Origin of the sequence: Colwellia sp. RE-S-Sl-9 (assembly GCF_048296855.1) — a bacterium.
Taxonomy (GTDB): Bacteria; Pseudomonadota; Gammaproteobacteria; order Enterobacterales; family Alteromonadaceae; genus Pseudocolwellia.
In genome coordinates this window covers 1,929,373-1,954,479 of the sequence record NZ_CP182631.1, presented here as the reverse complement: position 1 = coordinate 1,954,479, position 25,107 = coordinate 1,929,373, and the positions used below count along the sequence as shown (strand labels likewise).

General features: G+C 36.9%; 18 protein-coding genes. 13 read left to right on the top strand and 5 right to left on the bottom strand.

Features of this window, described 5'->3' with window-relative positions; all coding sequences use genetic code 11:
• Positions 1-8 precede the first annotated feature (8 nt).
• The 7 genes from ACM9HF_RS08330 (at position 9) to ACM9HF_RS08300 (ending at position 10,354) form a co-directional block, all read left to right on the top strand.
• Positions 9-1,127, top strand: a complete 1,119-nt coding sequence (locus ACM9HF_RS08330) for a 4-phosphoerythronate dehydrogenase (RefSeq protein WP_473617209.1) — start codon at positions 9-11, stop codon at positions 1,125-1,127.
• Positions 1,128-1,150: 23 nt separating this feature from the next.
• On the top strand, positions 1,151-2,170 hold the full coding sequence (locus tag ACM9HF_RS08325; RefSeq protein WP_473617205.1) for an aspartate-semialdehyde dehydrogenase: 1,020 nt from the start codon (positions 1,151-1,153) through the stop codon (positions 2,168-2,170).
• A 278-nt stretch (positions 2,171-2,448) separates the two neighbouring features.
• Entirely contained in the window at positions 2,449-5,895 is a 3,447-nt protein-coding gene (locus ACM9HF_RS08320; protein WP_473617202.1) for a FimV/HubP family polar landmark protein, read from the top strand.
• Between the two features lie 97 nt (positions 5,896-5,992).
• Positions 5,993-7,048 (top strand): sensor domain-containing diguanylate cyclase, encoded by a 1,056-nt coding sequence (locus ACM9HF_RS08315; protein ID WP_473617199.1) that lies wholly within the window; start codon positions 5,993-5,995, stop codon positions 7,046-7,048.
• On the top strand, positions 7,041-7,427 hold the full coding sequence (gloA2, locus tag ACM9HF_RS08310; protein WP_473617195.1) for an SMU1112c/YaeR family gloxylase I-like metalloprotein: 387 nt from the start codon (positions 7,041-7,043) through the stop codon (positions 7,425-7,427). The genes ACM9HF_RS08315 and gloA2 overlap by 8 nt, the downstream gene beginning before the upstream one ends.
• Before the next feature lie 276 nt (positions 7,428-7,703).
• Positions 7,704-8,555, top strand: coding sequence for an SDR family oxidoreductase (locus tag ACM9HF_RS08305; protein ID WP_473617192.1), 852 nt, complete (start codon positions 7,704-7,706; stop codon positions 8,553-8,555).
• 317 nt (positions 8,556-8,872) lie between these two features.
• On the top strand, positions 8,873-10,354 hold the full coding sequence (locus ACM9HF_RS08300; protein WP_473617189.1) for a CotH kinase family protein: 1,482 nt from the start codon (positions 8,873-8,875) through the stop codon (positions 10,352-10,354).
• A gap of 154 nt (positions 10,355-10,508) precedes the next feature.
• On the opposite strand, the gene ACM9HF_RS08295 is transcribed toward ACM9HF_RS08300, so the two are convergent.
• The gene (locus tag ACM9HF_RS08295) at positions 10,509-11,099 is read right to left on the bottom strand and encodes a PEP-CTERM sorting domain-containing protein (RefSeq protein WP_473617185.1); all 591 of its coding nucleotides are present in this window, start codon (positions 11,097-11,099) and stop codon (positions 10,509-10,511) included.
• A gap of 370 nt (positions 11,100-11,469) precedes the next feature.
• On the opposite strand from ACM9HF_RS08295, the gene rimO reads away from it, so the two are divergent.
• Positions 11,470-12,912, top strand: coding sequence for a 30S ribosomal protein S12 methylthiotransferase RimO (gene rimO / locus ACM9HF_RS08290; protein ID WP_473617182.1), 1,443 nt, complete (start codon positions 11,470-11,472; stop codon positions 12,910-12,912).
• 521 nt (positions 12,913-13,433) lie between these two features.
• Here the strand turns inward: rimO and ACM9HF_RS08285 are convergent.
• The 3 genes from ACM9HF_RS08285 to ACM9HF_RS08275 all read right to left on the bottom strand — a co-directional run bounded on the left by ACM9HF_RS08285 (position 13,434) and on the right by ACM9HF_RS08275 (position 17,911).
• Positions 13,434-15,410: a tetratricopeptide repeat-containing sulfotransferase family protein gene (locus ACM9HF_RS08285; protein ID WP_473617178.1), complete on the bottom strand. Its 1,977-nt coding sequence runs from the start codon at positions 15,408-15,410 to the stop codon at positions 13,434-13,436.
• Between the two features lie 108 nt (positions 15,411-15,518).
• Entirely contained in the window at positions 15,519-17,774 is a 2,256-nt protein-coding gene (locus ACM9HF_RS08280; RefSeq protein WP_473618273.1) for a TonB-dependent receptor, read from the bottom strand.
• The gene (locus ACM9HF_RS08275; RefSeq protein ID WP_473617174.1) at positions 17,774-17,911 is read right to left on the bottom strand and encodes a hypothetical protein; all 138 of its coding nucleotides are present in this window, start codon (positions 17,909-17,911) and stop codon (positions 17,774-17,776) included. The genes ACM9HF_RS08280 and ACM9HF_RS08275 overlap by 1 nt, the downstream gene beginning before the upstream one ends.
• 592 nt (positions 17,912-18,503) lie before the next feature.
• On the opposite strand from ACM9HF_RS08275, the gene ACM9HF_RS08270 reads away from it, so the two are divergent.
• Together ACM9HF_RS08270 and ACM9HF_RS08265 are read left to right on the top strand one after the other, a co-directional pair.
• A complete protein-coding gene (locus tag ACM9HF_RS08270) occupies positions 18,504-19,193 on the top strand; it encodes a glycerophosphodiester phosphodiesterase (protein ID WP_473617170.1) in 690 nt (229 codons plus the stop codon).
• A 171-nt stretch (positions 19,194-19,364) separates the two neighbouring features.
• Positions 19,365-20,702, top strand: coding sequence for an MFS transporter (locus tag ACM9HF_RS08265; RefSeq protein WP_473617166.1), 1,338 nt, complete (start codon positions 19,365-19,367; stop codon positions 20,700-20,702).
• A gap of 347 nt (positions 20,703-21,049) precedes the next feature.
• Here the strand turns inward: ACM9HF_RS08265 and ACM9HF_RS08260 are convergent, their stop codons facing one another.
• Entirely contained in the window at positions 21,050-21,817 is a 768-nt protein-coding gene (locus ACM9HF_RS08260) for a sigma 54-interacting transcriptional regulator (protein WP_473617162.1), read from the bottom strand.
• Positions 21,818-22,145: 328 nt separating this feature from the next.
• Between ACM9HF_RS08260 and ACM9HF_RS08255 the strand changes: the two genes are divergently transcribed.
• The 3 genes from ACM9HF_RS08255 to cydX are packed head-to-tail and all read left to right on the top strand — an operon-like array spanning position 22,146 to position 25,059.
• Positions 22,146-23,732, top strand: coding sequence for a cytochrome ubiquinol oxidase subunit I (locus ACM9HF_RS08255; protein WP_473618272.1), 1,587 nt, complete (start codon positions 22,146-22,148; stop codon positions 23,730-23,732).
• Between the two features lie 10 nt (positions 23,733-23,742).
• Positions 23,743-24,897 carry a cytochrome d ubiquinol oxidase subunit II gene (cydB, locus tag ACM9HF_RS08250; RefSeq protein ID WP_473617159.1) on the top strand — a complete coding sequence of 385 codons (1,155 nt, stop codon included), beginning with the start codon at positions 23,743-23,745 and terminating at the stop codon, positions 24,895-24,897.
• Between the two features lie 36 nt (positions 24,898-24,933).
• Positions 24,934-25,059 carry a cytochrome bd-I oxidase subunit CydX gene (gene cydX / locus ACM9HF_RS08245; protein WP_076419258.1) on the top strand — a complete coding sequence of 42 codons (126 nt, stop codon included), beginning with the start codon at positions 24,934-24,936 and terminating at the stop codon, positions 25,057-25,059.
• The last annotated feature ends 48 nt before the right edge of the window (positions 25,060-25,107 follow it).

Sequence of the window (25,107 nt, the reverse complement as noted above, 5' to 3'; positions counted from 1 at the left end):
AAAGTATTATGAATATATACCACGATGAAAACATGCCTTTCGCCAAAGAATTTTTTGGCGATTTAGGTATTCTTTACCCCTTTGCAGGGCGTGAACTAACTGCTGATATGGTAGAAAATGCTGATATTTTATTAGTGCGCTCTATTACGAAAGTTAATGAAGCTTTACTGGCTAATAATAAATCACTGCAATTTGTAGGTACTGCAACTATAGGCGTTGATCACATCGATCAAGCTTATTTAAAAAGTCGTGATGTATTTTTTACTTCAGCTCCTGGTTGTAACGCAATTTCAGTGGCTGAATATGTGTTAAGTGCATTAGTTGTAATGAGTGAACGTTATTTAATTGATTTGTTTTCACTTAATGTTGGCATTGTAGGCGCAGGAAATACAGGTACTCGGTTAAGCGAAAAGCTTACCGCATTAGGTATTAATTATGTAATGTGTGATCCTGTGTTAGCTGATAACCCAAATGATACGAGAAACTTTGTATCCTTAGATGAAGCGCTAGCTTGTGATGTGATTTCTCTTCACGTACCGCTTACAGAAACCGGCGAGCATCCAACCTATCATTTATTAAATTCAGATCGCTTAAGTCAGTTAACAGATGAGCAAATATTAATAAATGCTTGTCGTGGTGAAGTTATAGACAATAAAGCATTACTGTCTCTTAAACAAAATGGTATGAAAACTAAATTAATACTCGATGTGTGGGAAGGCGAACCTAACTTACTACATCCGTTAATTGAATATGCAGAAATAGCCAGCGCACACATTGCTGGTTATAGCTTAGAAGGAAAAGCTCGTGGCACAGAAATGCTCTATCAGGCATTATGTAAACAGCTCAATATTCCCGTAGAAAAAGTACTTAAAGACTTATTACCTAGTGCGTCAATTAACGCGGTTGAAATAAAACAAGACTTTGATGAAATATTACTAAACCAGCTAGTAAAAATGGTTTACGATGTAAGGCGCGATGATGGAATATTTCGCCAGCAAATAAACACCAAAGGATTCGATCACATTCGAAAAACATACCCTGCTCGCAGGGAGTTTTCGGCAGTTACCGTTTCTATGAATCATCAAGCCAATGAAGATGTGCCGCATCGTCTTGGCTTTAGCAAATAGTTAATTAAAAAAGAGAGAGGACCATGGCACAGAAATTTGATGTTTGCGTACTTGGCGCAACAGGCTTAGTAGGCAAAACCATTATTGAAATTCTTGAACAACGAGACTTTCCAATTAATAAATTATACCCATTAGCAAGTGCACGCTCTGCTGGTGAATTTATTGAATTTAAAGGTGAAAGTATTGAAGTTTTAAATGCAGATAACTTTGACTTTAGCCAAGCACAAATTGGTTTCTTTTCAGCAGGTGGCGCTACCTCAGCTAAATTTGCACCAATCGCTGGCGAAGCAGGTTGTATTGTAATCGATAACACATCAGAGTTTCGTTACGAAGACGATATTCCACTAATTGTGCCTGAAGTTAACCCTCAAGCATTAGGTGAATACCGTAACCGTAATATTATTGCTAATCCTAACTGTTCAACTATTCAAATGTTAGTTGCATTAAAACCCATTCAAGACGCAGTGGGTATCTCACGTATTAACGTGTGTACATACCAATCTGTATCAGGTGGCGGTAAAGAATCAATGGACGAGTTAGCTAAACAAACAGCTGATTTGTTAAGTGGTAAGCCTGTTGAGTCTAAAAACTTCTCTCGTCAAATAGCGTTTAACGTTATTCCACAAATTGACGTGTTTTTAGAAAATGGCTACACCAAAGAAGAAATGAAAATGGTTTGGGAAACTAAGAAAATTTTCGGCGACGACAATATTCTAGTTAATCCTACTGCTGTTCGTGTTCCAGTGTTTTTTGGGCATGGTGAAGCGCTTCATATTGAAACTAACTCACCTATTTCAGCTGAAGAAGTTAAAGACTTATTAGAAAAAGCTGAAGGTGTTGTACTTTGTCGTAACGATGAAGACTTCCCAACTCAAATTGGCGAAGCTAGCGGTAAAGATGCTACATTTGTTGGTCGTGTACGTGAAGATATTAGCCACAACTGCGGCATAAACATGTGGATTGTTGCCGACAATACGCGTAAAGGTGCTGCAACAAACAGTATTCAAATTGCCGAACTATTAATAAAAGATCACTTATCTTAATTTAATAATTTATCATCGGATATACCTTAAACCCATTATTAGCTTCTAATAGTGGGTTTTTTTATGAGAATAATGCTACATTTCTTAAATAAAACTATAGAAAAACAAGAAATTACCGATATAGTAAAGATAAAATTAGATACCCCTATAGCAATTTCTGGGCAGTTAAAGAGCAGCCCCTAGTATTATGTAATGAGTTGGAATAAACTTTGCTTTGTTTTATCTGATCTTTATGTGACAAGTTATTGGCTCCATTAATAATAAATAGGAATGTTGTAATGCAACAATTTTTACGTCTGTGCCTGTGGCAGATTATTATGTTTACTGTTTTCACTGCTTCTACAGTTGCGGCTGAAGAAGCAGGTATACGTATTAAAGGGCCAAAATCGTCAGATGTTTTTCGATATGAGCAATATGGTCCTATTACTGCGCAAGATACTTTATGGAACATAGCTTTAAAAGTAAGGCCTGAAAACAGTTTATCTGTTTATCAAGTGATGCAGTCTTTATACATGCGCAACCCCCAAGCGTTTGTTGACAATAATTTCAATCACCTCGTTACAGGTGCTTATCTAAAAATTCCTTCTATTGATGAAATGCGATCAGTAGATAAAGAAGCCGCTCAAAAAAAATCTAGTAATGATGATAAAAACTGGGAAAAGAAAGTTGTTAAATCGAAACCTAAAAAAGTTATTAAACCAGAAGAATTATCAGTTAAAAAGAAAGATTTAGATGCTGCTAAAGTAGAAATAAACGAACAGCTGCAAACCTTCGGAAACGATCAAACTCAACGTTTATCAACCATTCAACAAGATGTTCTTGACTCTATTGACGGTTTACAAGCCTTACTTAAAGAAAACGAAGGATTAAGAAATAAACTTTCTTCATTTAATGAGCAACTAGATGTTATGCAAGATGAAGTTGCTAAAAGTAAAGAAATTAAGCTTCAAATGGATGACATGTTAGCTTTGCAACAAGCCTTAATAGACAAAGCCAATGCTGCAGAAGAAAAAGCCTTACGTCTTGAGCAAGAAAATAAAGAAAAAAATAATACCTTAATATCAAAAATTTTAGCAAGCGCTTGGTTTTATATTACTCTTTCTGCCATATTCATGGGCTTACTCGTTGGGAGCATTATTTGGTTTCTACTTAAAAGAAAATCAAAAGATGAGCCTGAAGAAGAAAAAGTTATTGCCAAAGAAGTAGAGCCGCCAGCTGAAGTTAAAACTGAAGAAAAACCTCCAGTTGAGGAAAAAGTTGAAGATGAGCTAACGTTGGATGATGAGCTTTCATTAGATGACGAATTATCTTTAGATGATGAGCTTGCTATCGATTTAGCTGAAGATGGTGATGATGACTTGTTTTCTGATGATTTATCTAACGATGATGTAATACATTTAGATGATGAAATAGATGACTTAGAAGATATCTCGTTAGCTGGAGAAGTGCTTGAAGGCGGCGAATTAGGGCAAGACGATTTAGATGCTTTATTAGCGGGTTTTGATGATGACGATCCTCTAGAGTCTTCCAAAGAAGATGAACCTGAGGAAGATAGTATTGATGATCTACTGGGGGGGACTGATGAACTAGAAGATTTCTCTGTTAGTCCAGAACCTGAACCAGAAGCAGCACCAGAGCCAGAAGAAGATATGTCGGGCGACCTAACTGATCCAGACGACATAGATGGGCTAATGGCGTCAGTTTCAGAGCCAGATCCAAGCCCTGAGCCAGCAGCACCAGAGTCAGAAGAAGATATGTCGGGCGATTTAACAGATCCAGACGACATAGACGCATTAATGGCGTCAGTTTCTGCGCCAGAGTCAAGCCCTGAACCAGAAGCAACACCAGAGCCAGAAGAAGATATGTCGGGCGACCTAACTGATCCAGACGACATAGACGCATTAATGGCGTCAGTTTCAGAGCCAGAGCCAAGCCCTGAGCCAGCAGCACCAGAGCCAGAAGAAGACATGTCGGGCGATTTAACAGATCCAGACGACATAGACGCATTAATGGCGTCAGTTTCTGCGCCAGAGTCAAGCCCTGAACCAGAAGCAACACCAGAGCCAGAAGAAGATATGTCGGGCGACTTAACCGATCCAGACGACATAGATGCATTAATGGCGTCAGTTTCTGCACCTGAACCTGAACCAAGTCCTGAAACAGAAGCTTCAGCTGAGCCAGAAGAAGATATGTCGGGCGACTTGACCGATCCAGACGATATAGACGCACTAATGGCGTCAGTTTCTGCGCCTGAACCTGAACCTGAATCTGAGCCAAGCCCTAAACCAGAAGCAACACCAGAATCAGAAGAAGATATGTCGGGCGACTTAACCGATCCAGACGACATAGACGCATTAATGGCGTCAGTTTCTGCACTTGAACCAAGCCCTGAACCAGAAGCAACACCAGAATCAGAAGAAGATATGTCGGGCGATTTAACCGATCCAGACGACATAGACGCGCTAATGGCGTCTATTTCAGATGAAGATGAGGAAATATCTCAATCGAGTTCGTCAGAAGAATTAAAGGATTCAGATGATTTGGATTCATTTTTAGAAAGTTTATCTGAAGAAGAAAATATTGAAATATCAAGTTCAGATGACATAGATGAACTTTTAAATTCAGATTCAGAAGTTGATGAAATACTTAAAGATATTTCAGAACAAGAGTCTTTAGATACAGACTCAAACCCTGAAGCAGATAATAAAGCCTTAATTAACAACTTTACACAAGAAAGTGCTGCACCTTTCTTAAACTTTGATTTTAGTGATATTCATTCGCAAGAAGATACACCTGAAAATGAGGCTTTGGTAGTAGAGCAAGATGATAGCTCAGATGATTTAAGTGATGAATTAGATATAGACCAATTAATTGCAGACGCTGAAAAAGAACAAAGTGACGAACTTGATACTAATGATGAATTAGGTCTTGATGATGAGCTTGATATTGGTGACGAACTTGATATTGATAGCTTAATTGATGAGCTAAGCCCTCAGCCATCTAATAATGAAATTAGTGAGGTTGAAGAAGTAGAAGATACATCAAGTGCGATTGATGAAGAAACATTAAAAGCAATGGAAAGCGACTTTGATGAAGCTGCGTTAAGTAATTTATTAAACGAAAGTGATGATTTTGAATCAAATGAGCCAATAGAGTTATCGCCGGATTTTAGTGACAGTAATGTATTAGCCGATCTATTAGCTGATGATGAAACAGAAAAAGTAACCACAACAGAAGCTAACGAATTAGAAGATATACAAGAATTAGATAATCTAGATTTTGATGAGTTATTGTCAAATATAGAAGAAGAAAATGCGTCAAGAGAAGTTGAAGAGTTTGAATTAAGTGATGACTTTGATATGGAATTAGACATTGGAGACGACTTAATTGATCAGGCATTTAATGAGTCTACCAATACATCGAAAGAAGATTTTATTTCTGTAGATTCATTATTATCAGACAGTTTTGAAGGTAATAGTTTAGAAGAACCATACGATAAAACTAATATTGATGTTGGTTTAAATGAATTCCCTGAATTTAGTGGTGACTTAAATTTAGATGATGGGGATGATGACAGCGGAATGGAAGCCAAATTAGATCTAGCCAAGGTTTATATCGAAATAGACGACAAAGAAAATGCTGAAGTTATTTTATTAGATGTAGTGGCCAATGGTGATCCACAACAACAGCTAGACGCCCAACAACTACTTGATAACTTAATGTAAAATATAAGAAGTTAAAATATTTGCTCATATGAATCGGTTTAGGTGATCATTTTATAGTATGCTGTATTTATATCTTTAAAGTTTAAAAATCTCATCTATGATAAAAACTTATGAACATCAAGTCACGGAAGATGCAGATAACACATTAAATAACATCTTAGACATAATCGTCGAAGGAACATGGGATTGGAATCGAAATACCGGACACGTTGAACGAAGCCCTAGCTGGTTTCGAATGCTTGGCTACGAAGTTGGTATTTTAAATAAAGATGTTTTTACGTGGGAAAACATCATTCATCCTGATGATTATGAAAGTGTAATGGCTACCTTTGAATTAGTCACAACAGGAAAAATCAATCAATATTCAATAGAGTATCGTTGTAAAAAATCTAATGGTAGCTATTTATGGATAGCTGATAGAGCAAAAGTCATTGTGTATAATCAAGACGGAACTATTGCGCGGATGATTGGTGCGCACCAAGATATTAACGAACAAAAAATAGCTCAGGAAGAACTTTTTAAGAAAAATCAACTCTTGAAAGCAGGCAATGTAACCTTAGAAAACATCATCAGAATAAAAGCAGAAGAGCTTGAAAAAGCGAATAAAGAACTCAAAGAAAAAATGATTGAAGTAGAGCGTATTTCAAATACAGATCCTTTAACAGGCATCGCCAATCGTAAGAAATTTGAAGCAGACCTCAAAAAAGAAATATCACGTGCTGACCGTTATAGCCATCCACTGGCATTAGTTATTTTTGATATCGACTTTTTTAAACGTGTTAACGACACCTTAGGCCATAAAGCAGGTGATAATGTTTTAAGGAAAATGACTCAACTTGTATCTGATAATATTCGAGGCATAGATTTTTTTGCACGCTGGGGTGGAGAAGAGTTTGTGCTCATTCTTCCTTGTCGAGCACTTAAACATGCCATTATGGTGAGCGAAAAATTGCGCATGTTGATCAGTCAGTATGAAATTGAGCCTGACTTATTTATTACCTGCAGTTTTGGGGTAACTGAATATGGTAAAGGCGATACCATTGAAAGTTTATTTCATCGAGTAGATAAAGCCCTTTATAGGGCCAAAGACTTAGGTCGAAATAAAGTTGAAATTGAAATCAAAGGTGAACAGCTAGGAAATACAAGTGCTTAAATCAATTCACCATGCAGCGATTATTTGTTCTAACTACGAGAAATCTAAACATTTTTATACCAAAATATTAGGTTTAGAAATTATTGCAGAAAACTATCGTGCAGCCCGAGATTCATTTAAGCTTGATTTAAAATTGCCAAACGGAGGACAAATTGAGTTGTTTTCGTTTCCCAATTCACCTGCACGACCAAGCTTTCCTGAAGCTTTAGGTTTAAGACACCTTGCTTTTTGTGTTGACTCGGTTGAAGCAACATCAGCTCACCTCATATCAAAAAACATACCTGTAGAGCCCATTCGTATAGATGAATACACTAACAGAAAATACACCTTTTTTTCTGATCCAGACGGACTACCCTTAGAGTTATACGCAGACTTATAACTCCAATCGTTAACTTAAACAAAAGTCATGCTAGAAAGAGCAGCAGACTCTATTCATTCCGTTCGCTTTGTACCATTTTATTGGCAATATTAACCTATATTCATAATGGTAATTTTAGTATTGTTTTATGTAATCTAGGTTATACCAAATGCATTAATGAATTGACCTATTTTAAACGAGTCTAAATGATCAATTGATTATTTATATTGGTATGAAAATTCACCACTTAAAAGCTAATACTGGTTAGTTTAGCTTATAACCAAAAGGACTAATAATATGAAGATAGCTGTTACTGCTGCCAGTGGACAACTCGGAGCTGCAATTATTAAAGCTTGTATTGCTTTGATCTCAAAAGATAATGTCATTGGCCTTGCGCGTACTCCTGAAAAGGCTGAACATTTAGGTATTGAAATTCGCCCAGGCGATTACAATAATGCAGATGAATTAGAACAGTCTTTACAAATGATTGATACCCTATTAGTAGTGTCTGGCATAGACGCACCAGACAAACGTATTCAACAACACCGCAATGTTATTCAGGCTGCTAAAAATGCAGGAGTAAAAAAAATTGTTTATACAAGCGTACAAGGTGCCGAAGAAGGTACTGCTTTTTCTCCTGTTATTCAAAGCAACAGGCAAACCGAAAAAGATATACAAGAAAGTGGGCTAGAGTGGGTTATTGGCCGCAATGGGATTTATATAGAACCTGATATTGAATATATTGAAAACTATAAAAAATCTGGAGGTATTTTTAATTGTGCCGACAATGGTAAATGTGGTTACACAAATCGTGCTGAATTAGCTTATGCATATGCCCGTATGTTGACTGAAGATCGGCATAACGGACAAGTTTACAACTTGCACGGCGAAGCGATAACACAGTCTCAACTTGCTGAGTATATGAATACTGCTTTTGGTACTGATCTAGTCTTTAAGTCTATGACTGTAGAAGAGTATCGTAAGGAACGTATTAGCGAGTTAGGTGAATTTATGGGTACAGTGATTGCAGGTATCTATGAGGGTATTCGTGAGGGTAAAGCTAATAATTTGAGTCATTTTAAACAAGCCGCAGGTAGAGAACATCAAAGTTGGAATGAGTACTTTGCCAATATAAAATCAGGAATATAAGCTAAAAAGTGTCAAGCAAATTTATTCGAATGGATAGTAGTCGTGTTTTGTTATGAAACGCGACTTCATCACTAAGTTTTACTTAGTAGAGCATTATTTTTACAAGGGAATAACTACGGAAATTTAGCATCATCAAACCCTCCTTGTTTTAAGCTAAATATGTTAATAGTAAAAGTTAATCACAATTAACCACTTAGATAAAAGCACCTAAAATACACTTATCTAATAAACTTCCTCATTCCTTACACAGTTGTTGCACATTATTTCGATAGAATTTTATCAATTAAAGCAACATAAAATAATGTAAGGATTTTTATATGTTTAGCCATATATCGAGTAATAACAAAAGTCAGAAGTTAAAGCAGCTTCTTCTATTAACTACCTTAAGCTTATTTTTCATCATATCGGGTTGCGGCAGTGATAATACTGAAACTGAGATAGTTGAAGAAGAAATTGTTATAGAAGAACCTTCTGATAATGATTCAAATGAAATTACAGATACAGATTTTGAAACAACCGACTGGACCGATGCTACTCATAGCAAAAGTGCAGATCCAGATTTTGATGAGGTATTCGATAACACACAAGTTAAACGTTTCGATTTCGTGGTAACACCAGAGCGCTGGCAAAGTATGTTAGATAACATGACAGACTTGTATGGTGAATTTGGTCAACGTACAGCAAGCCCCGCTGGCGGATTAAGCGATCAAGATGAAGATCCTATTTTTGTTCCTTCAGATGTATATTATAACGATAAGCAATGGTACCGAGTAGGTATTCGCTTCAAAGGAAACTCATCATTACAAACCAGCTGGCAACAAGGCATACTTAAGCTGTCATTCAAATTAGACTTTGACGAATTTGAAGATGATTACCCGCAAATAGACAATCAACGATTTTACGGTTTTAAAAAATTTAGTTTGAAAAACAACTACGACGATCAATCGCTATTACGTGAAAAAGTTGCCGCAGATGTTTATAAACGTGCAGGCATAGCCGTGTCTAATACCGCCTTTTACGCTTTATATATTGACCATGGTAATGGTCCAGAATACTTCGGTTTATATACCCTTGTTGAAGAAATAGACAGCACAGTTCTTGAAACCCAATTTGTTAATGATGATGGTAACTTATATAAGCCAGAAGACGGCGGAGCAAACTTTGTTGAAGGTAGCTTTAATACAGAGAACTTTGAAAAGAAAACCAATGAAGATGACGAAGACTGGTCAGATATTATTGCATTATTTGATGCTCTGCATGATGAAACACGATTAAGTGATCCAGCAACTTGGCGAACTAATTTAGAAGCAGTATTTGATGTTGATGGGTTTTTAAAATACTTAGCCGTAACGGGTATTATTCAAAATTGGGATACCTATGGTCGAATGCCACATAACTATTATCTTTACAACAACCCTGAAACATCAAAACTTACATGGATCCCATGGGATAACAATGAAGCATTACAAGACGGAAAAATGGGGGGCTCATTAGCGCTTGATTTCTCTAACCTTGAATCAAGTAGTTGGCCGTTAATTGCAAAACTGTATGCTGATGAAACTTATAAAGCACGCTACAACAATTACCTGCAATACGTTATTGGCGATGCCTTCGAAACCAATAGTATTCAAGGCATATATAGCGATTACTCCTCATTAGTAGAGCCTTATGCGACTACAGAACTTTCAGGATTCTCATTTTTGAACAGTAGTAATAACTTTTATCAAGCGATTGAACAACTTAACGAACATGCAGAAAGTCGAGCAGAAGCGGTTGAAACATATTTGAATAGTCAATAATACCTATTAACGTTGGGTAAAATGTCTAAATAAAATCACGATTTAATAAAAGCTCAATCGCTTGCGGTTGAGCTTTTCTTCACTTAAGAGTTTAGAGAATTTCAGGCAATAAAAAAGCACCAATAAATGGTGCTTCGTATACTAGGAAATCAGATTATGATTTTTTAAACTTACGTGATGCTAAACCCATAATGCCTAATGCGAATATAGCAAGAGTAGAAGGTTCAGGGACAGAAGCTACATCATCGGTATAGTCATAAGATATCTGAGCAGTTAGAAAGCTTGAAGAGCTAGATACATTCACCTCTGTTCTTGGTGTATAAACTAAAGATAATGTACCATCAATGACAAGGGAAGATAATAACACTTGAGGTATAAATATGGTTTGAAATATAGCTTGTGAATTATCGTTCTTTGTGGGACTTAACGCGTCAAGATTAGCATTTAAATGGAAAAGGTCATTTGATATAAGGTTTCCATCTAATGAAACACTCAGAGATTCTGAAGAACTCAATGCTCCTGCAACTCCTTCGTATGACCAATCGCCCATAGAGGTCGTTATTAACGTAGCCCCTGTTACAGGTGCAAAAGTAGGCGTTGCAAAATTGAATGTAATTACATTTGGAAAATTCAAATTGCCACTAAAGGTTTGAGAGTCTGTATAAGTTATAATGCTTGCATTTGCAATTCCACTTACAGATAAGATTAATCCTGCAAAAGCTGCTTTTAAGTATTTTATGTACATAGTATTTCCTTCATTTAAAACTCTATTGAATTAATAATGTATATTAGATTTTTTATATTGTATACAAATCTAAGCATTTAACATGCCGGATTTTAAAAATCATTTAAAATCAATAAGTTGTTTTTTATTTTGTGTTTTAAATAAATATAGATTGTAAAAGAAATAGACATTTAATTAGTTCGAAAAACCTCTGTTAACTTTTTATTCTGCTTTTATTAACATTTGCAATTGTTACCACCCAACAAAACATTGCTGTATAATCCCACGCATTAAACAACAGCCTTTTTAAAACCTTAATTTAGGCTGTTAACACCTATTTATAACGCTTTAACCGATTGGTTCAAAGCCAGTTAAAGCAACAGAGCACAATATGACCGTAGAACAATTCGACCCGCAAGCATCTAAAAAAAGTAGTAACTCGGCTGAAAGCCAAACCACTACGTTAAACATTCCATCTAAAATGATTGAAGAACAAGCTAACGCTCAACAGCCAGCTAAAGCCGCTAAAATTGGTTTTGTGAGTTTAGGTTGCCCTAAAAACTTAGTCGATAGCGAGCGTATACTTACTCAGCTTCGTACTGAGGGTTACGATGTGGTTAACTCTTACGCTGATGCTGAAATGGTGATTGTAAATACCTGTGGTTTTATTGATTCAGCGGTGCAAGAGTCGCTTGATACCATTGGCGAAGCGCTTGCTGAAAACGGCAAAGTGTTAGTTACCGGTTGTTTAGGTGCGAAAAAAGACGAAATTATTGAGTTACATCCTAATGTTTTAGGTGTTACTGGTCCGCATGCTTACGACGAAGTGTTAACACAAGTTCATCAACATGTTGCTAAGCCTGTTCATAATCCCTTTATCGATTTAGTGCCGCCTCAAGGTGTTAAGTTAACGCCTAAGCATTACGCGTATTTAAAAATATCGGAAGGCTGTAACCACCGTTGTACTTTCTGTATTATTCCGTCGATGCGTGGTGATTTAGACTCGCGTCCAGTGGGTGATGTATTAGGTGAAGCAAAACGTTTAGTGAATGCTGGCGTTAAAGAGTTATTAGTTATTTCGCAAGATACTTCTGCTTACGGTGTTGATGTTAAGCATAAAACAGATTTTTGGGATGGCATGCCCGTTAAAACTCACATGCAACAATTGTGTGAAGAGCTAGCGAAGCAGGGCGTTTGGATCCGCTTACATTATGTTTATCCTTATCCGCATGTAGATAAAATCATTCCATTAATGGCTGAAGGTAAAATACTGCCTTATTTAGATATTCCATTTCAACACGCTAACAAACGTATTCTTAAATTAATGAAGCGTCCTGGTAGCTCTGACCGTGTATTAGAGCGTATTAAAAAGTGGCGTGAAATTTGTCCTGAATTAGTGATTCGTTCAACTTTTATTGTTGGTTTTCCGGGTGAAACTGAAGAAGAGTTTGAAGAGTTGTTAGACTTTTTAGAAGAAGCCCAGCTAGACCGAGTGGGTTGTTTTAAATACTCGCCAGTTGAAGGCGCTACGGCAAACGCGTTACCTGATCATGTTTCTGACGACGTGATGGAAGAACGCTTACAACGCTTTATGGAAGTACAAGCCAGAATAAGCTCTGCAAAATTACAAGCGCGTATTGGTCAAGAATACCTTATTCTTGTTGATGAAATAGACAGCTTAGGTATTGTCGGTCGTTCATACATGGATGCACCTGAAATAGACGGTAAAGTCTTTTTGTCTGACGATTACGATGCCGAGCCGGGCGACCTTATTTGGGTCCAAATTATTCATGCGGATGAACATGATGTTTGGGGTGTTCGCGTAGAAGATTAGTTTTATACCCGTTACCAATCAAGAGGCTATTTCAGAGCACTTGAGCGATATCAATTCAAGGCAATGCTTTGTAATAATGGTCGTTCCCTTATAAAAAGCATTGTTGATGAAGTGATTTTGCTCAAACGCTTCTTCGATGGGTCTAAAAACAATTTATGGGGCTTATTAATTTTAGTCAGGTTCCTACACGGATTTAGGATATTAGGGTAACGCAGGAGCAGTTACCGAGAATAACCATGACGTAAACTTAATGCCTTGCATACATGGATGTAGACCTTAGATTTCGTTTGGAACGTGAAATCTGTGCCTAAATTGTTTTTAGTTCCCACTGAAACCTGTATCTTGAATGATAACGGGTATATAAGAAAACGAATATATAAATAAAAGCCTAACGATGAACATGCTCCATTTAGTTAGGCTTTTTGTATGTGAAGCTTTTTGGTTAAAGTTTACTTTTTAAGTTTTTTTGATGGCAAGGTTATTAATTTACTCTAACCGAATTTCAGGTAAATGTATGAGAGTTAGTCTGCTTGTTTAAGTGCTTTTTTCAAAGGTCCAAGATGTGCTTCATAATTGCGCCATTGCTCTAAACCACTTTGATAAATAGGTTGTCGAACTTGCTCAGAGCTTGGTGTACGTACGGCACGTTTGTTGGTATGAAAATCGATACAAGCTTGCTCAAAAGGCAATCCACAATAATCGAGTATACGACGTACTTGAGTTTCTAAATCGGCAACTACATCTTCGTACTGAACACGTAATATTTTACCGGGTAACTCTTTGTCCCAATGCTCCATAATATCGACATAACTTTGGTAATAATGTCCAATATCTTCAAGATCATAAGAGAACTGTTGTCCTTCACCAAATAACTGTTTGAAACCACTAAAGCAACAAGACATTGGATGGCGTCTTGCGTCTATAATTTTGGCGTTAGGTAAAATTAAATGTATTAGGGCGATATGCCGAAAGTTGTTTGGCATTTTATCAATAAAAAACATTCCACCTTGGCGATGATGTTGAGTTTCTTCAATATAAAGGTCACCCATTTTTTTGATGTCTTCAGCTGATATTTTTTTAAGAATACCTGGGTATTTAGGTATTTCTTGTTTTAACTTTCGTCCACCTAAACGATGAGCTAAACCTATGATATTGGCTAATTCCATAGTGCCATCTACTTGTGAGTGTGACGAGAGAATTTGTTCTAATAAGGTTGAGCCTGCACGTGGTAGCCCAACAATAAATATAGGATCTGGCGCTTGGCAACCAGCTTCTTTATTACGTTCAAAAAAGTCTGCATCGAAGTCGCTTTTTTGAATATCAAATAAGGTATCAAGACTTTTGCTATCAAATTTGTCTAGCTCATTTTTTAGCTTGTTGCCTCTATGATAAAAAGTGAACGCTTCATCGAATTCTTTTCTGTCTTCTAGGTCTTTTCCTATAGCGAAACAAAAGTGAACTCTATCATTTACTGAAATTTCAGAACTTGCCTCTTGTTCTCGCATTTGTTGGCGTTCTTCTTCAGTAAATCGGTAAGTTTTTAGGTTAGCTAAACTCCAAAATGCATCGCCAAAATCAGGCTTGCTAGTATAGGCATTTCGATAAACAGTGATAGCATCTTCAACTCGGCCCATAGTTTTAAGGGCATGCCCTAGTGTTAAGTGAATGGAGTGATTGTTTGGATTACTTTGTAAAACTGTTTCAAAAGTATCTATAGCCGCAGCAAAATCGCCTGTTGCTTGTTGGGCATTACCTAATGCTATTTTGAAATTCGAATTATTAGGATCTGCCGCTAAAAGGATTTTTGCTTGTTCTAATGCTTTATTAAACTTTTGACGTTTATGCAAAACATTAACATAGTCTAAACGTGCTCTGTGATATTTTGGTTCAAACTCAAGACAGCTTGCTAATAAGAATTCAGCATCGTCAAACACTTGGAATTTTGAACCTAACTCCGCTAATAAGCGCATTGCTTCGGGGTGATGCGGGTTATCTTTTAAAAAGTGACGGCATAGCCATTCAGCTTTGTGTAAATGTTTTTGATAAATTAAGCTTGAAACAGAAACTAATTCAGGCGGTAAGCTAGATAGCCAATCAAAATGTTTTTTAGCTTCAAGCTTTTTTGAATAACTAGGCTCATTAGCCAACACACGCCAACTTCCAAATAAGGCAGGGTTTAAAGTGACGGCTTTATCAAAAACAGCAATAGCTTTTGAGGTTTCGCCTAAGGCTTTATAAATATAACCTTGTTCTTGATACGCTCTTGCATGCTCGGGAACTTTGACCAGTACTTGGTTAAGGTTATCCATAGATTCGTTATATTTTTTTTGTTTGCGCTGACACACCGCAAGACAATAAATACCTTCAATATGTTCTGGATGTTCATTAAGCATATTATTAAGATTTTCAGCGGCTTCATTAAGTTGACCTTTTTGGATCAATTGCTGAGACTTTTTAATAATCTGTTCAGGTTGTTGAGTATTTAATTGTTCAGGCAAAGTAATGTCCAGTGAATATCAGGTGTATTGTGTGTTGAATGTTTTATATAAGCAAAAATTAAAAAAGGTTGGCGATTTTACACGCCAACCTTACATAATTTTTAAATGTTAATAGTCGTAACTTACTCTAAAACCAATAGTACGTGGTCTAGTTGGAGAGACTCTGAACACGTTATCCGCAGAACCAGCAGCTACTTGACCTAACGAGTCTGTCGCATTATCGATGAAGAAAGTTGCTCTCCAGTCGTCTTTGCTTATACTCGCTGATAAGTTAAGTTGATTATAAGATGGTAACTCAACACGGTCATCAGCAACTAAACTGTTGAAGCGTGAATCTGTCCATTTGAAAACAGCTTGATAAACAACAGAAAAATCATCGGCTTCTTGGTAGATACGAGCGCCAATTACACCTTCCGTTTCAGGAGCGTAAGGTAGATTTGAACCTACAGGAGCAATATTAATAAGCGTATCTGGTATATCTGTTAATTCAGAATCAATATAACTGAATGAACCGAATAGATCTAAGTAGTCGTTAGCGGTCCAATTTAGTTCAAATTCAAGGCCGTTAATTTCGGCTGAGCCAACATTATCAAAAAATGAGCTTTTAGCTATACTTAGATCAAGAACACCTTGTTGAAGATCAGTGAAGTCAGCATTATATATTGCACCGTTAAAACGTAAAGTATTGTCTAACCAAGTTGTTTTCCAACCTAATTCTATACTCACTACATCATCAGTATCAAAAGTCGCAGGAATGTCTCCAGTGCCAAACGTACGGTTGAATCCACCACCTCGGAAGCCTTCAGAGTAGGTTGCATAGAACATTGTATTCTCATCCATTTTCCAACGGATATTACCTTTGTAAATGGTTCCTGATAACGTTGCTGGCGTTTTGCCGGCAAGGTTTTTATCTACATTGGTTCCTGCATCAGCTTCTGGTCCCGCTGCTTTTTGTCCGAAAGGAGATTGGCCTTTAAGTCCTATTTCAATTTCATAATGTCTAGCGCCGAGAGTTACCGTTACATCGTCAGTCACGTCGTAAGCTATTTCACCAAATACGGAGACTTCTTCACGATCTGATTGGTAATCATTGAAATAAGTTACACCTGCAGGGCGAGCACTGCCGTCTGTATTAGTAAAGGCACCTGGTATAGGAAAGTTTGGTGAAAAACCTGCTTGAACAGAACCGGCATAGTTAAAATCAGTTAAGCTGTTAAGTTGTTGATCATCATAGAAAACCCCACCAATAGCTCTTAAACGATCTTCAGCATTAGTAGAAACACGGATCTCATGAACAGAACGTTTAGTTTCAAATTGCTCTGATGTGGTCATTACTGGGCTAAAACATTCATCGTAACCAGAGGCACAAGTATAATAAGGTACGTAAGGGCCTACTTCGATGTAAGCTGTGTAATCAGTATTACCTTGATAGGTACGGTCAGTATATGAACCGTTGTAGATCACTTCAAGATCACCAAGCATACCATTCACAGTCCATTGTGTTAGGTTAACTTCATCGTCACCTTCAACAGGTGAAAAGGTCGTTACGTTTAAGTCATCATCTGTACTGATTGATGGGTCATATTCAAAAGAACCTTCAATATCAAGTTGCTGGCTTGTATGTTGTACTAACAAATCCCATTCGTTGTTGATTTGCCATAACGCACTGGCTCTCATGCCACTGTAGGTTGCTTCGTTGTAATCGTCTTTTGCATATATGCCGTTAGTTACTTCTAATCGAGATGAAGGAACGGTTCCACCTAAGCCTGGGTTTGTTAGTGGTATCTTAGTGGTTGCAAGCTGGTTATCAATAAAACCGGCATCAGTTGAGCTATAACCCGCAAGTCTGATTGCAAATACGTCTTCTACAAGAGGAATGTTAACGAAGCCTTCTGTTTTATTACTGATGCCACCACTCTTCGTTGACGATATACCTAATTCGCCACCAGCTCTGAAGTCAGTTAAATCTGGTTTGTTAGAAATAAGACGTACAGTACCGGCCTGTGAACTAGCACCAAATAATGTACCTTGGGGGCCTTTTAATACTTCTACTCGTTGTAGATCTACGGCATATAAATCAATATTACGGCCTGGTGTTGTGATAGGGGCCTCATCAAGGTAAAAAGCTACACTTGGTTCGCCGCCGATACCTGCAAGCCTGACATCTGCACGTCCTGCAGAAACACCACGGATATAAGTTTCTTGTTTACCCGGACCTTGACCTTCTGAACTAACACCTGGAAGTAAAGCAACGTAATCTTCAAAACTATCAATACCAAGTTCTTGGAGCTTTTGACCGCTCATTGCTTGAACAGCAAGTGGAACTTCTTGTTGGTTTTCAGAGCGGCGGGTTGATGTAACAATTATTCTTTCGAGTTGGCGATCACTGTCAGCTTCTTTTTTTCTACATTATTTTCTTGAGCCTGAATTGCACCATTACTCAATGCAAGCGCTACTGCTACAGTTAATACTGTTTTAGTAGGTCTTTTTATGTGAGACATATGTATCCTTTGTATTTATTGTTCCTAAAAATATTAAGTACTCATTTAAGACAGAGCTTCTTCAACAGCGATATTTTCCCCTTAGCAGCAAACCATAAAATAACTTTCAATGGCCATTAGCTTCGAAATTTACTGTTAGATACTTTGTCTTTAAGTTTTGCCTTAATTGTTCTGTAACAACATACTTATATATTAAAAATATACAGAGTATAGGTAGAAGAAACGTAGTTACTTAACCTGTTTTTTACGATCTCAAAGGAACCGTTTGAATGATCGTTTGGGGGATTATAACAAATGAAGCAAATAAGGGGGCAGTTTCAAGCGGTTTATTTGTGAAAAATTATTCGTTCTCTAACTTTGTGGTAAAACCGATGAACTTATTGCTTTGCTTATTAAGTTTGTGTGAAAGTTCTTGTTTTGTGGTTGTATTGCGGGAATAATGCCGAATTTTCTACGATACAGAAAGAAGTGTTGTTAAGATATTTACCAATATAGAGAAGCTTAATGCTAAACTTAGATTGAAATGAAAGGCTTTTATTTACTTTATTGTTCGTGTTGAAAGTAATTATTAAAGAATAATGAGAATTGAATTTTGGATAAAAACGTTTTAAAAATAGGCCATCGTGGCGCAATGGGGCATGAGCCTGAAAATACCATTCGGTCTTTTATAAAAGCATTGGCGTTAAATGTAGATGCTATAGAGTTAGATGTTTATGTGTGCAAAACAGGTGAAGTTATTGTTATGCACGATGATAAAGTTGATAGAACGACAAATGGTAAAGGTTATACAGAAGATAAAACCTTTGCCGAGTTAAGAGTTCTTGATGCGGGTAAAGGTGAACTTGTACCCACTCTTGAGGAAGTTTTAGACGTTATAGATAAGAAAGTTATCGTGAACGTTGAGCTAAAAGGTAAAGACACTGCATTAGCCACTATCCAAGTTATTAAAAAATATATAAAAACGAAAGGCTGGGCTGAAAGTGACTTTATGGTTTCTTCATTTGATCATCACGAATTAAGTAAGTTTAAACAGCATTATCCTGAAATATCGATTGGAGCATTAATTGAAGGTGTTCCACTTTCGTATAGTGAATGTGCTGTTCAACTTCAAGCAGATTCTGTTAATTTGAGCTTAGATTTTATTAATCAAGATTTTGTAAATGATGCACATGAAAAAGGTTTGAAAGTATATGTTTGGACAGTTAATGAATACGATGACATTGCTAAAGTGAAAGCTTTAGGTGTTGATGGTGTTTTTAGTAACTTTCCAGAACGGCTTTAAGTAAAAATATAAAAATAAGAATTTAATTGAATTGAGCTATGAGTATATACGTCAGTTTTACGTAAACAATTGAATATCATAGTGCATGTACAGTTAATGTTAATTCACACCAACAGAACCAGAGTTTTATAGCAGCGTCAGAAACTATATTACAGCGTTCAACGAGAAATTATGTCTAGTAGACCTCCTAAACAATTAAACATCCTTATCTATATGTATTTGGGTTATGCCGCCATGATGATCTGTCGACAAATGATCACCATTCTCAGCCCTGCTATGCTTGCTGATGAGACTTTGGGCTTAACAAAAACAAACTTAGGGGACTTTGCCGCATACGGTACTTTAGGTGCTCTGGTGGGAAAACTTATTTGGGGACCTCTTGCTGATAAAATTGGCGGACGTTTTACCTTTTTAGCTGGTGTGTTACTTACTGCGTTATTTATTATTGCCTTTGGGTTTTCACCTAATGTGATGGTATTTTCAGTATTTGCCTTTTTACTTTACCTTACTAAATCAGCTGGCTGGCCGGGTATGACTAAGTTAGTAGGCGATTGGTATCATCCTCATCATTACGGAAGAGTATGGAGTATTTTATCAACCAGTTCGCGTTTTAGTGTTGTACTTGCTACTTTATTTTTTGGTTGGTTATTAAGCTTTATGCATTGGCGAACAGTGGCCATTATCGCTGCTGTTTTTGCTTTGGTTATATTTTTAGGGTGTTATATTTTCTTAAAAGAAAAGCCTGAAAACCCTAATTTCTTTAAAGATAATGAAGGTGAAAATGACAACACTAATGCAAGTCCTGAAGAAATTGAACTAGCCTTAGCATCAAAACAAGCCCTTGATAATAAGTACAATCATCCGCTGGAAGGCACTAGCATGATGGGTGGAATGCTCGCTTTTGCTAAAAGCCCACGAGTTTGGTTAGTGGTGATCATGTTGATGATGCTAACTTGTATGATGGCATTTTTAGATTTTGTAGCGGTTTACTTGATGGAAAGCTACAAGCTAACACCTTCGCAAGCTGCAATGGCTTCTACTATATTCCCAATAGGTTCTTTAGGTGGGCTATTAGCTTCTATCGCGTTTTATGATCGCTTCTCCAAAAAGGGCATTAGAACCGTTCTAACCATAGCGTTAACTATTAGTTTACTGAGTGTACTAACGTTGAAGTATTTATCTTGGTTTGCTTTTAGTAACGAAGTTAATTATTTGGTGGCGCTAACGGCTATTTTCTTATTCGCTTTTTCAATATCACCGGCTTATTACTTACCTATGTCAATATTCTCTATTGAATATGGCGGACCACATAGCGCGAAACTCGTGTGTTTAATTGATGCTTTTGGTTTTGCTGCAAGTGCTACATTTGGCTTTGTTGGCGGTAGATTAGCTGATAGTGCCGGTGGCTGGTCTAGCTTTATGAATATGTTAATTTTAATTTCTGCTGTGGGTATTCTCTCCGTATGGGGTTTTATGCATTCAGAATATAAAGCGGCAAAGTCAGTGTAAGGTTTAATACTAATCGCAATGGCCAATGACATCGTGATTTATTTAATTATTAAAACAACTCGTTATTAAAATAAATGTCTCACCTACAGGAAGTATGTGCTTAGGTTCAGTCTGGAACGATGAACCTATGTATTTGACCATTTATTCGTCGTATAAAATAGGTCAATTCATTAATGTGTTTGGTATAAATTGTTTTTAGAGCCATCGAAGAAGTAATATCGCTTAAGTATTCTGAAATACGTATCTTGATTGGTAACGGGTATATAACTTAATTAACTCAGTGTTACTTAACTTTCCTAAATCAATCTGAACGAATTCCTATGCTTACGGTTATCTTCTATTAATAATTAATTTTTTATATTTAACTCGTGCTTTTGTAACTTTCTGTATAGCGTTCTCACACTTATTTCTAATTTTTCAGCAATAACTTTAGGTTGGTTACCGTATTGTTTAAGCAAGTCAGTAATGTGTTTTTTTTCATTTGAGATGAGGTTTGTAGTACTGTTTTGTGTTTGATTTAAGACAATAATTTTTTGTGGTAATGATTCAATAGTAATTAAATCATCATCACTCAGTAAAGCACTGCGTTGAACAATGTTTTTAAGCTCTCGTACATTGCCGGGGTAATGATAAAGGGTTAATGCGTTTAATGCCTCGGGTGAAAACTTTTTAGTTGGAAATTCACTTTTTAGTAATAAATGTTCGGCGAGTAATGGAATATCGGTTTTTCTTTCTTTTAATGTGGGTAAGTGAATAGGAAAAGCGTCAATTCGATAATATAAATCTTCTCTAAACTCTCCTTGTTCTACCATTTCTTCTATGTTCTTATGGCTTGCACAAATTAGCCTAAAATTGGCTTTTTGCTTTTCAGTACTGCCAACTCGTCGGTAATATCCTGTTTCCAGTAATCGTAATAACTTTACTTGTAAGTTTAAGGGGATATCGCCAATTTCATCTAAAAATAGGGTGCCGCCATTTGCCATACAAACTAAGCCTTTTTTACTGGTAATCGCTGGTTTTTCAATTGATTCTATTATTGCTTGAATGGTTTGATTTACCACGATTACCTGCTTGTTTGTGACATTTATGACTTTGATGTTTTTATTTAATGTCATTTATGTCTCTATTGAAAGGTTTTTATCTGAAATATTCTTATTGTAAGTGTTAATAAACTGTTTTTTATAGGTTTTAATTTTGTTTTGTCTTGTGGCATCTTTGTTGCTTTTTAAGTAGTTAATTAATGAAGTACAGAAAATACTGAGCTGCTGAATAAAGTTGTTGAACCTTATTTTTATCGATTAATAAGAGCATTAATTTTATTTAAAAAGAGAATTTGAAAAACTATTGATTTCAATCAATGATTAGTTAGATAGAAACCAAAGCTAGCTCAAGCCATAGTAATATGTTTTTTAACACAAAAGAGCAATAACGAGAGTAATGAGTATGATAAGTGAAACCCTAGTAGAACTATCGCGGTGGCAGTTTGCTGTTACGGCATTATTTCATTTTTTGTTTGTACCACTAACTTTAGGTTTAACTTGGATTTTGTTCATCATGGAGTCGGTTTACGTGATGACTGGCCGCGAAATTTATCGTGACATGACCAAGTTTTGGGGCAAGTTATTTGGTATTAACTTTGCCATTGGTGTGGCTACTGGCCTCACGATGGAGTTTGAGTTTGGTACCAACTGGTCATATTACTCTCATTATGTGGGTGATGTTTTTGGTGCGCCATTAGCCATTGAAGGCTTGATGGCTTTTTTCCTTGAATCTACCTTTGTGGGTATGTTCTTTTTAGGTTGGGATCGCTTAAGTAAACGACAGCACTTAATAGGGACTTTCCTAATGGCATTAGGCACTAACTTGTCTGCGTTATGGATATTAATCGCCAATGGTTGGATGCAAAACCCTATTGGTAGTGAATTTAATTACATGACCATGCGCATGGAGTTAGTGAGCTTTAGTGAAATTATTTTTAACCCTGTTGCTCAGGTTAAATTTATTCATACCGTTGCTGGTGGCTATGTTGCTGGGTCAATGTTTGTTTTAAGTATTAGTAGTTATTACTTACTGAAAGGCCGAGATGTAGCTTTTGCTAAACGTTCTTTTTCGGTTGCTGCCGGTTTTGGTTTAGCAGCCATTTTATCGGTTATTTTACTAGGTGATGAGTCTGGATATGAAACAGGAGAAGTACAAAAGGTAAAACTTGCTGCAATTGAAGCCGAATATCATACAGAGCCTGCCCCCGCTGCATTTACTTTAGTCGGTTTACCAAACGATGAAACGATGGAAACCGATTATGCGGTAAAAATACCTTATGTTTTGGGAATTATTGCGACTCGTTCTTTAGATGAAAAAGTGATTGGTTTACGTGACTTACAAAAAGCCCATGAACCTCGTATTCGTAATGGCATGATCGCTTATGAATATTTAACTAAGTTACGTAATGGTGAAGAAACGCCTGAAAACATTGCTCGCTTTAATGAGACTAAACATGACTTAGGTTACGGACTTTTACTTAAACGCTATACCAATAATGTAGTTGATGCCACCGAAGAACAAATTCAACAGGCGGTTAAAGACTCTACTCCGCCAGTTGCTCCTGTGTTTTGGGCATTTAGAGTAATGGTTGGTTGTGGTGTAGTAATGTTATTACTTTTTGTTTTAGCTTTTTACTTTAATGCTCGTCGTGAAATAGAGACTAAACCTTGGTTATTAAAATCATTACTGTTTGCTTTACCACTGCCATGGATAGCCATAGAAACAGGCTGGTTTGTGGCTGAGTTTGGTCGTCAACCTTGGGCGATTAGTGAAGTATTACCGACCTTTTTGTCGACTTCAGATCTAGCGGTTGGCGATGTACTGTTTTCTCTTATTGCCTTTATTGTTGTTTATACCATTTTATTTATTATCGAAATGTATTTAATGGTTAAGTTTGCTCGATTAGGTCCTAGTTCATTACATACAGGGCGTTATCATTTTGAAAAAACACCAGAGTTAACGTCTGGTCTTCGCAGTCAGAATTCTTAAGGAGCAATATATGTTTGATTACGAAACATTAAAATTTATATGGTGGGGTCTGATCGGCTTTCTTTTTATCGGTTTTGCCGTAACTGATGGTATGGATATGGGAGTAGGTGGTTTGCTTCCGTTTGTTGCCAAAAAAGATGTTGAAAGTCGTGTGGTTATTAACACGGTAGGCGCTCATTGGGACGGAAACCAAGTATGGCTTATTACTGCAGGTGCATCACTTTTTGCTGCTTGGCCCTTAGTGTATGCCACAGCGTTTAGCGGATTTTATTTTGCGATGATGCTAACACTTTTTAGTTTGTTTTTAAGACCGTTAGCATTCGACTATCGCAGTAAAATAGAGTCTGACAAATGGCGTACTAACTGGGATAAAGCTTTGTTTGTCGGCTCGATGGTGCCGCCGTTAGTATTTGGTGTTGCCTTTGGTAACTTATTACAAGGTGTACCTTTTGGATTCGATTCATTAATGCGAGTAACTTACACAGGATCATTTTTTGCTTTGTTTACGCCTTTCACATTATTAACGGGTGTCATAAGTGTATGTATGATGTTGCTACATGGCTCGACTTGGTTGGTGCTAAGAACAGATGCTGATGTCGCACAGCGCTCAGCCAATATTGGTCGTGTTGTAGCTGTGGTTTTAGCGATTACGTTTGCTCTTGCTGGTGTTATGGTTTGGCAAAGTGTTGATGGTTACTCAGTTGTTAGTACTATCGATACTATGGGACAAGCGCAGCCAACCACTAAAGAAGTCAGTACTGGTTCTGGTGTTTGGTTAACAAACTTTGTTGAAAACCCAATATTGTGGCTAGTGCCGTTTACCGGTGTATTTATGCCATTAGTCGCTGCTTTTCTATTAGGTATCAAAAATAAAAGTACCTCAGTAAAAACTACAGCTTTATTGGCTAGTTCGTTAACAATTGCGGGCGTTATTTTAACGGCAGGTATCGCTATGTTCCCATTTGTTATGCCTTCAAGCAGCCAACCGAATCATAGCTTATTGATGTGGGATACTGTATCAAGTGAAGGTACCTTAGGTTTAATGTTAATGGTTGTTGCTGTTTTTACACCAATTATTTTAGGTTACACCTTTTGGTGTTACCGAAAAATGTGGCGTACCGTTACGATTGAAGAAATTGAGCAAAATAATCACACCGCGTATTAGCTCAGAATATATTAAGTCAGTTTAGAGGAATTATGTATGTGGTATTTTAGTTGGATTTTAGGTGTTTTACTTGCCGTGTCTTTTGGGATCATTAATGTCATGTGGTATGAGATGGAGCAGCATGTAGATAACGTGGCTGATGATCAAAATAACGACGATTAATTCTATCGTTTTTTTTACGTTAGAAAACGAGCCAGCGTTCAGTGATAG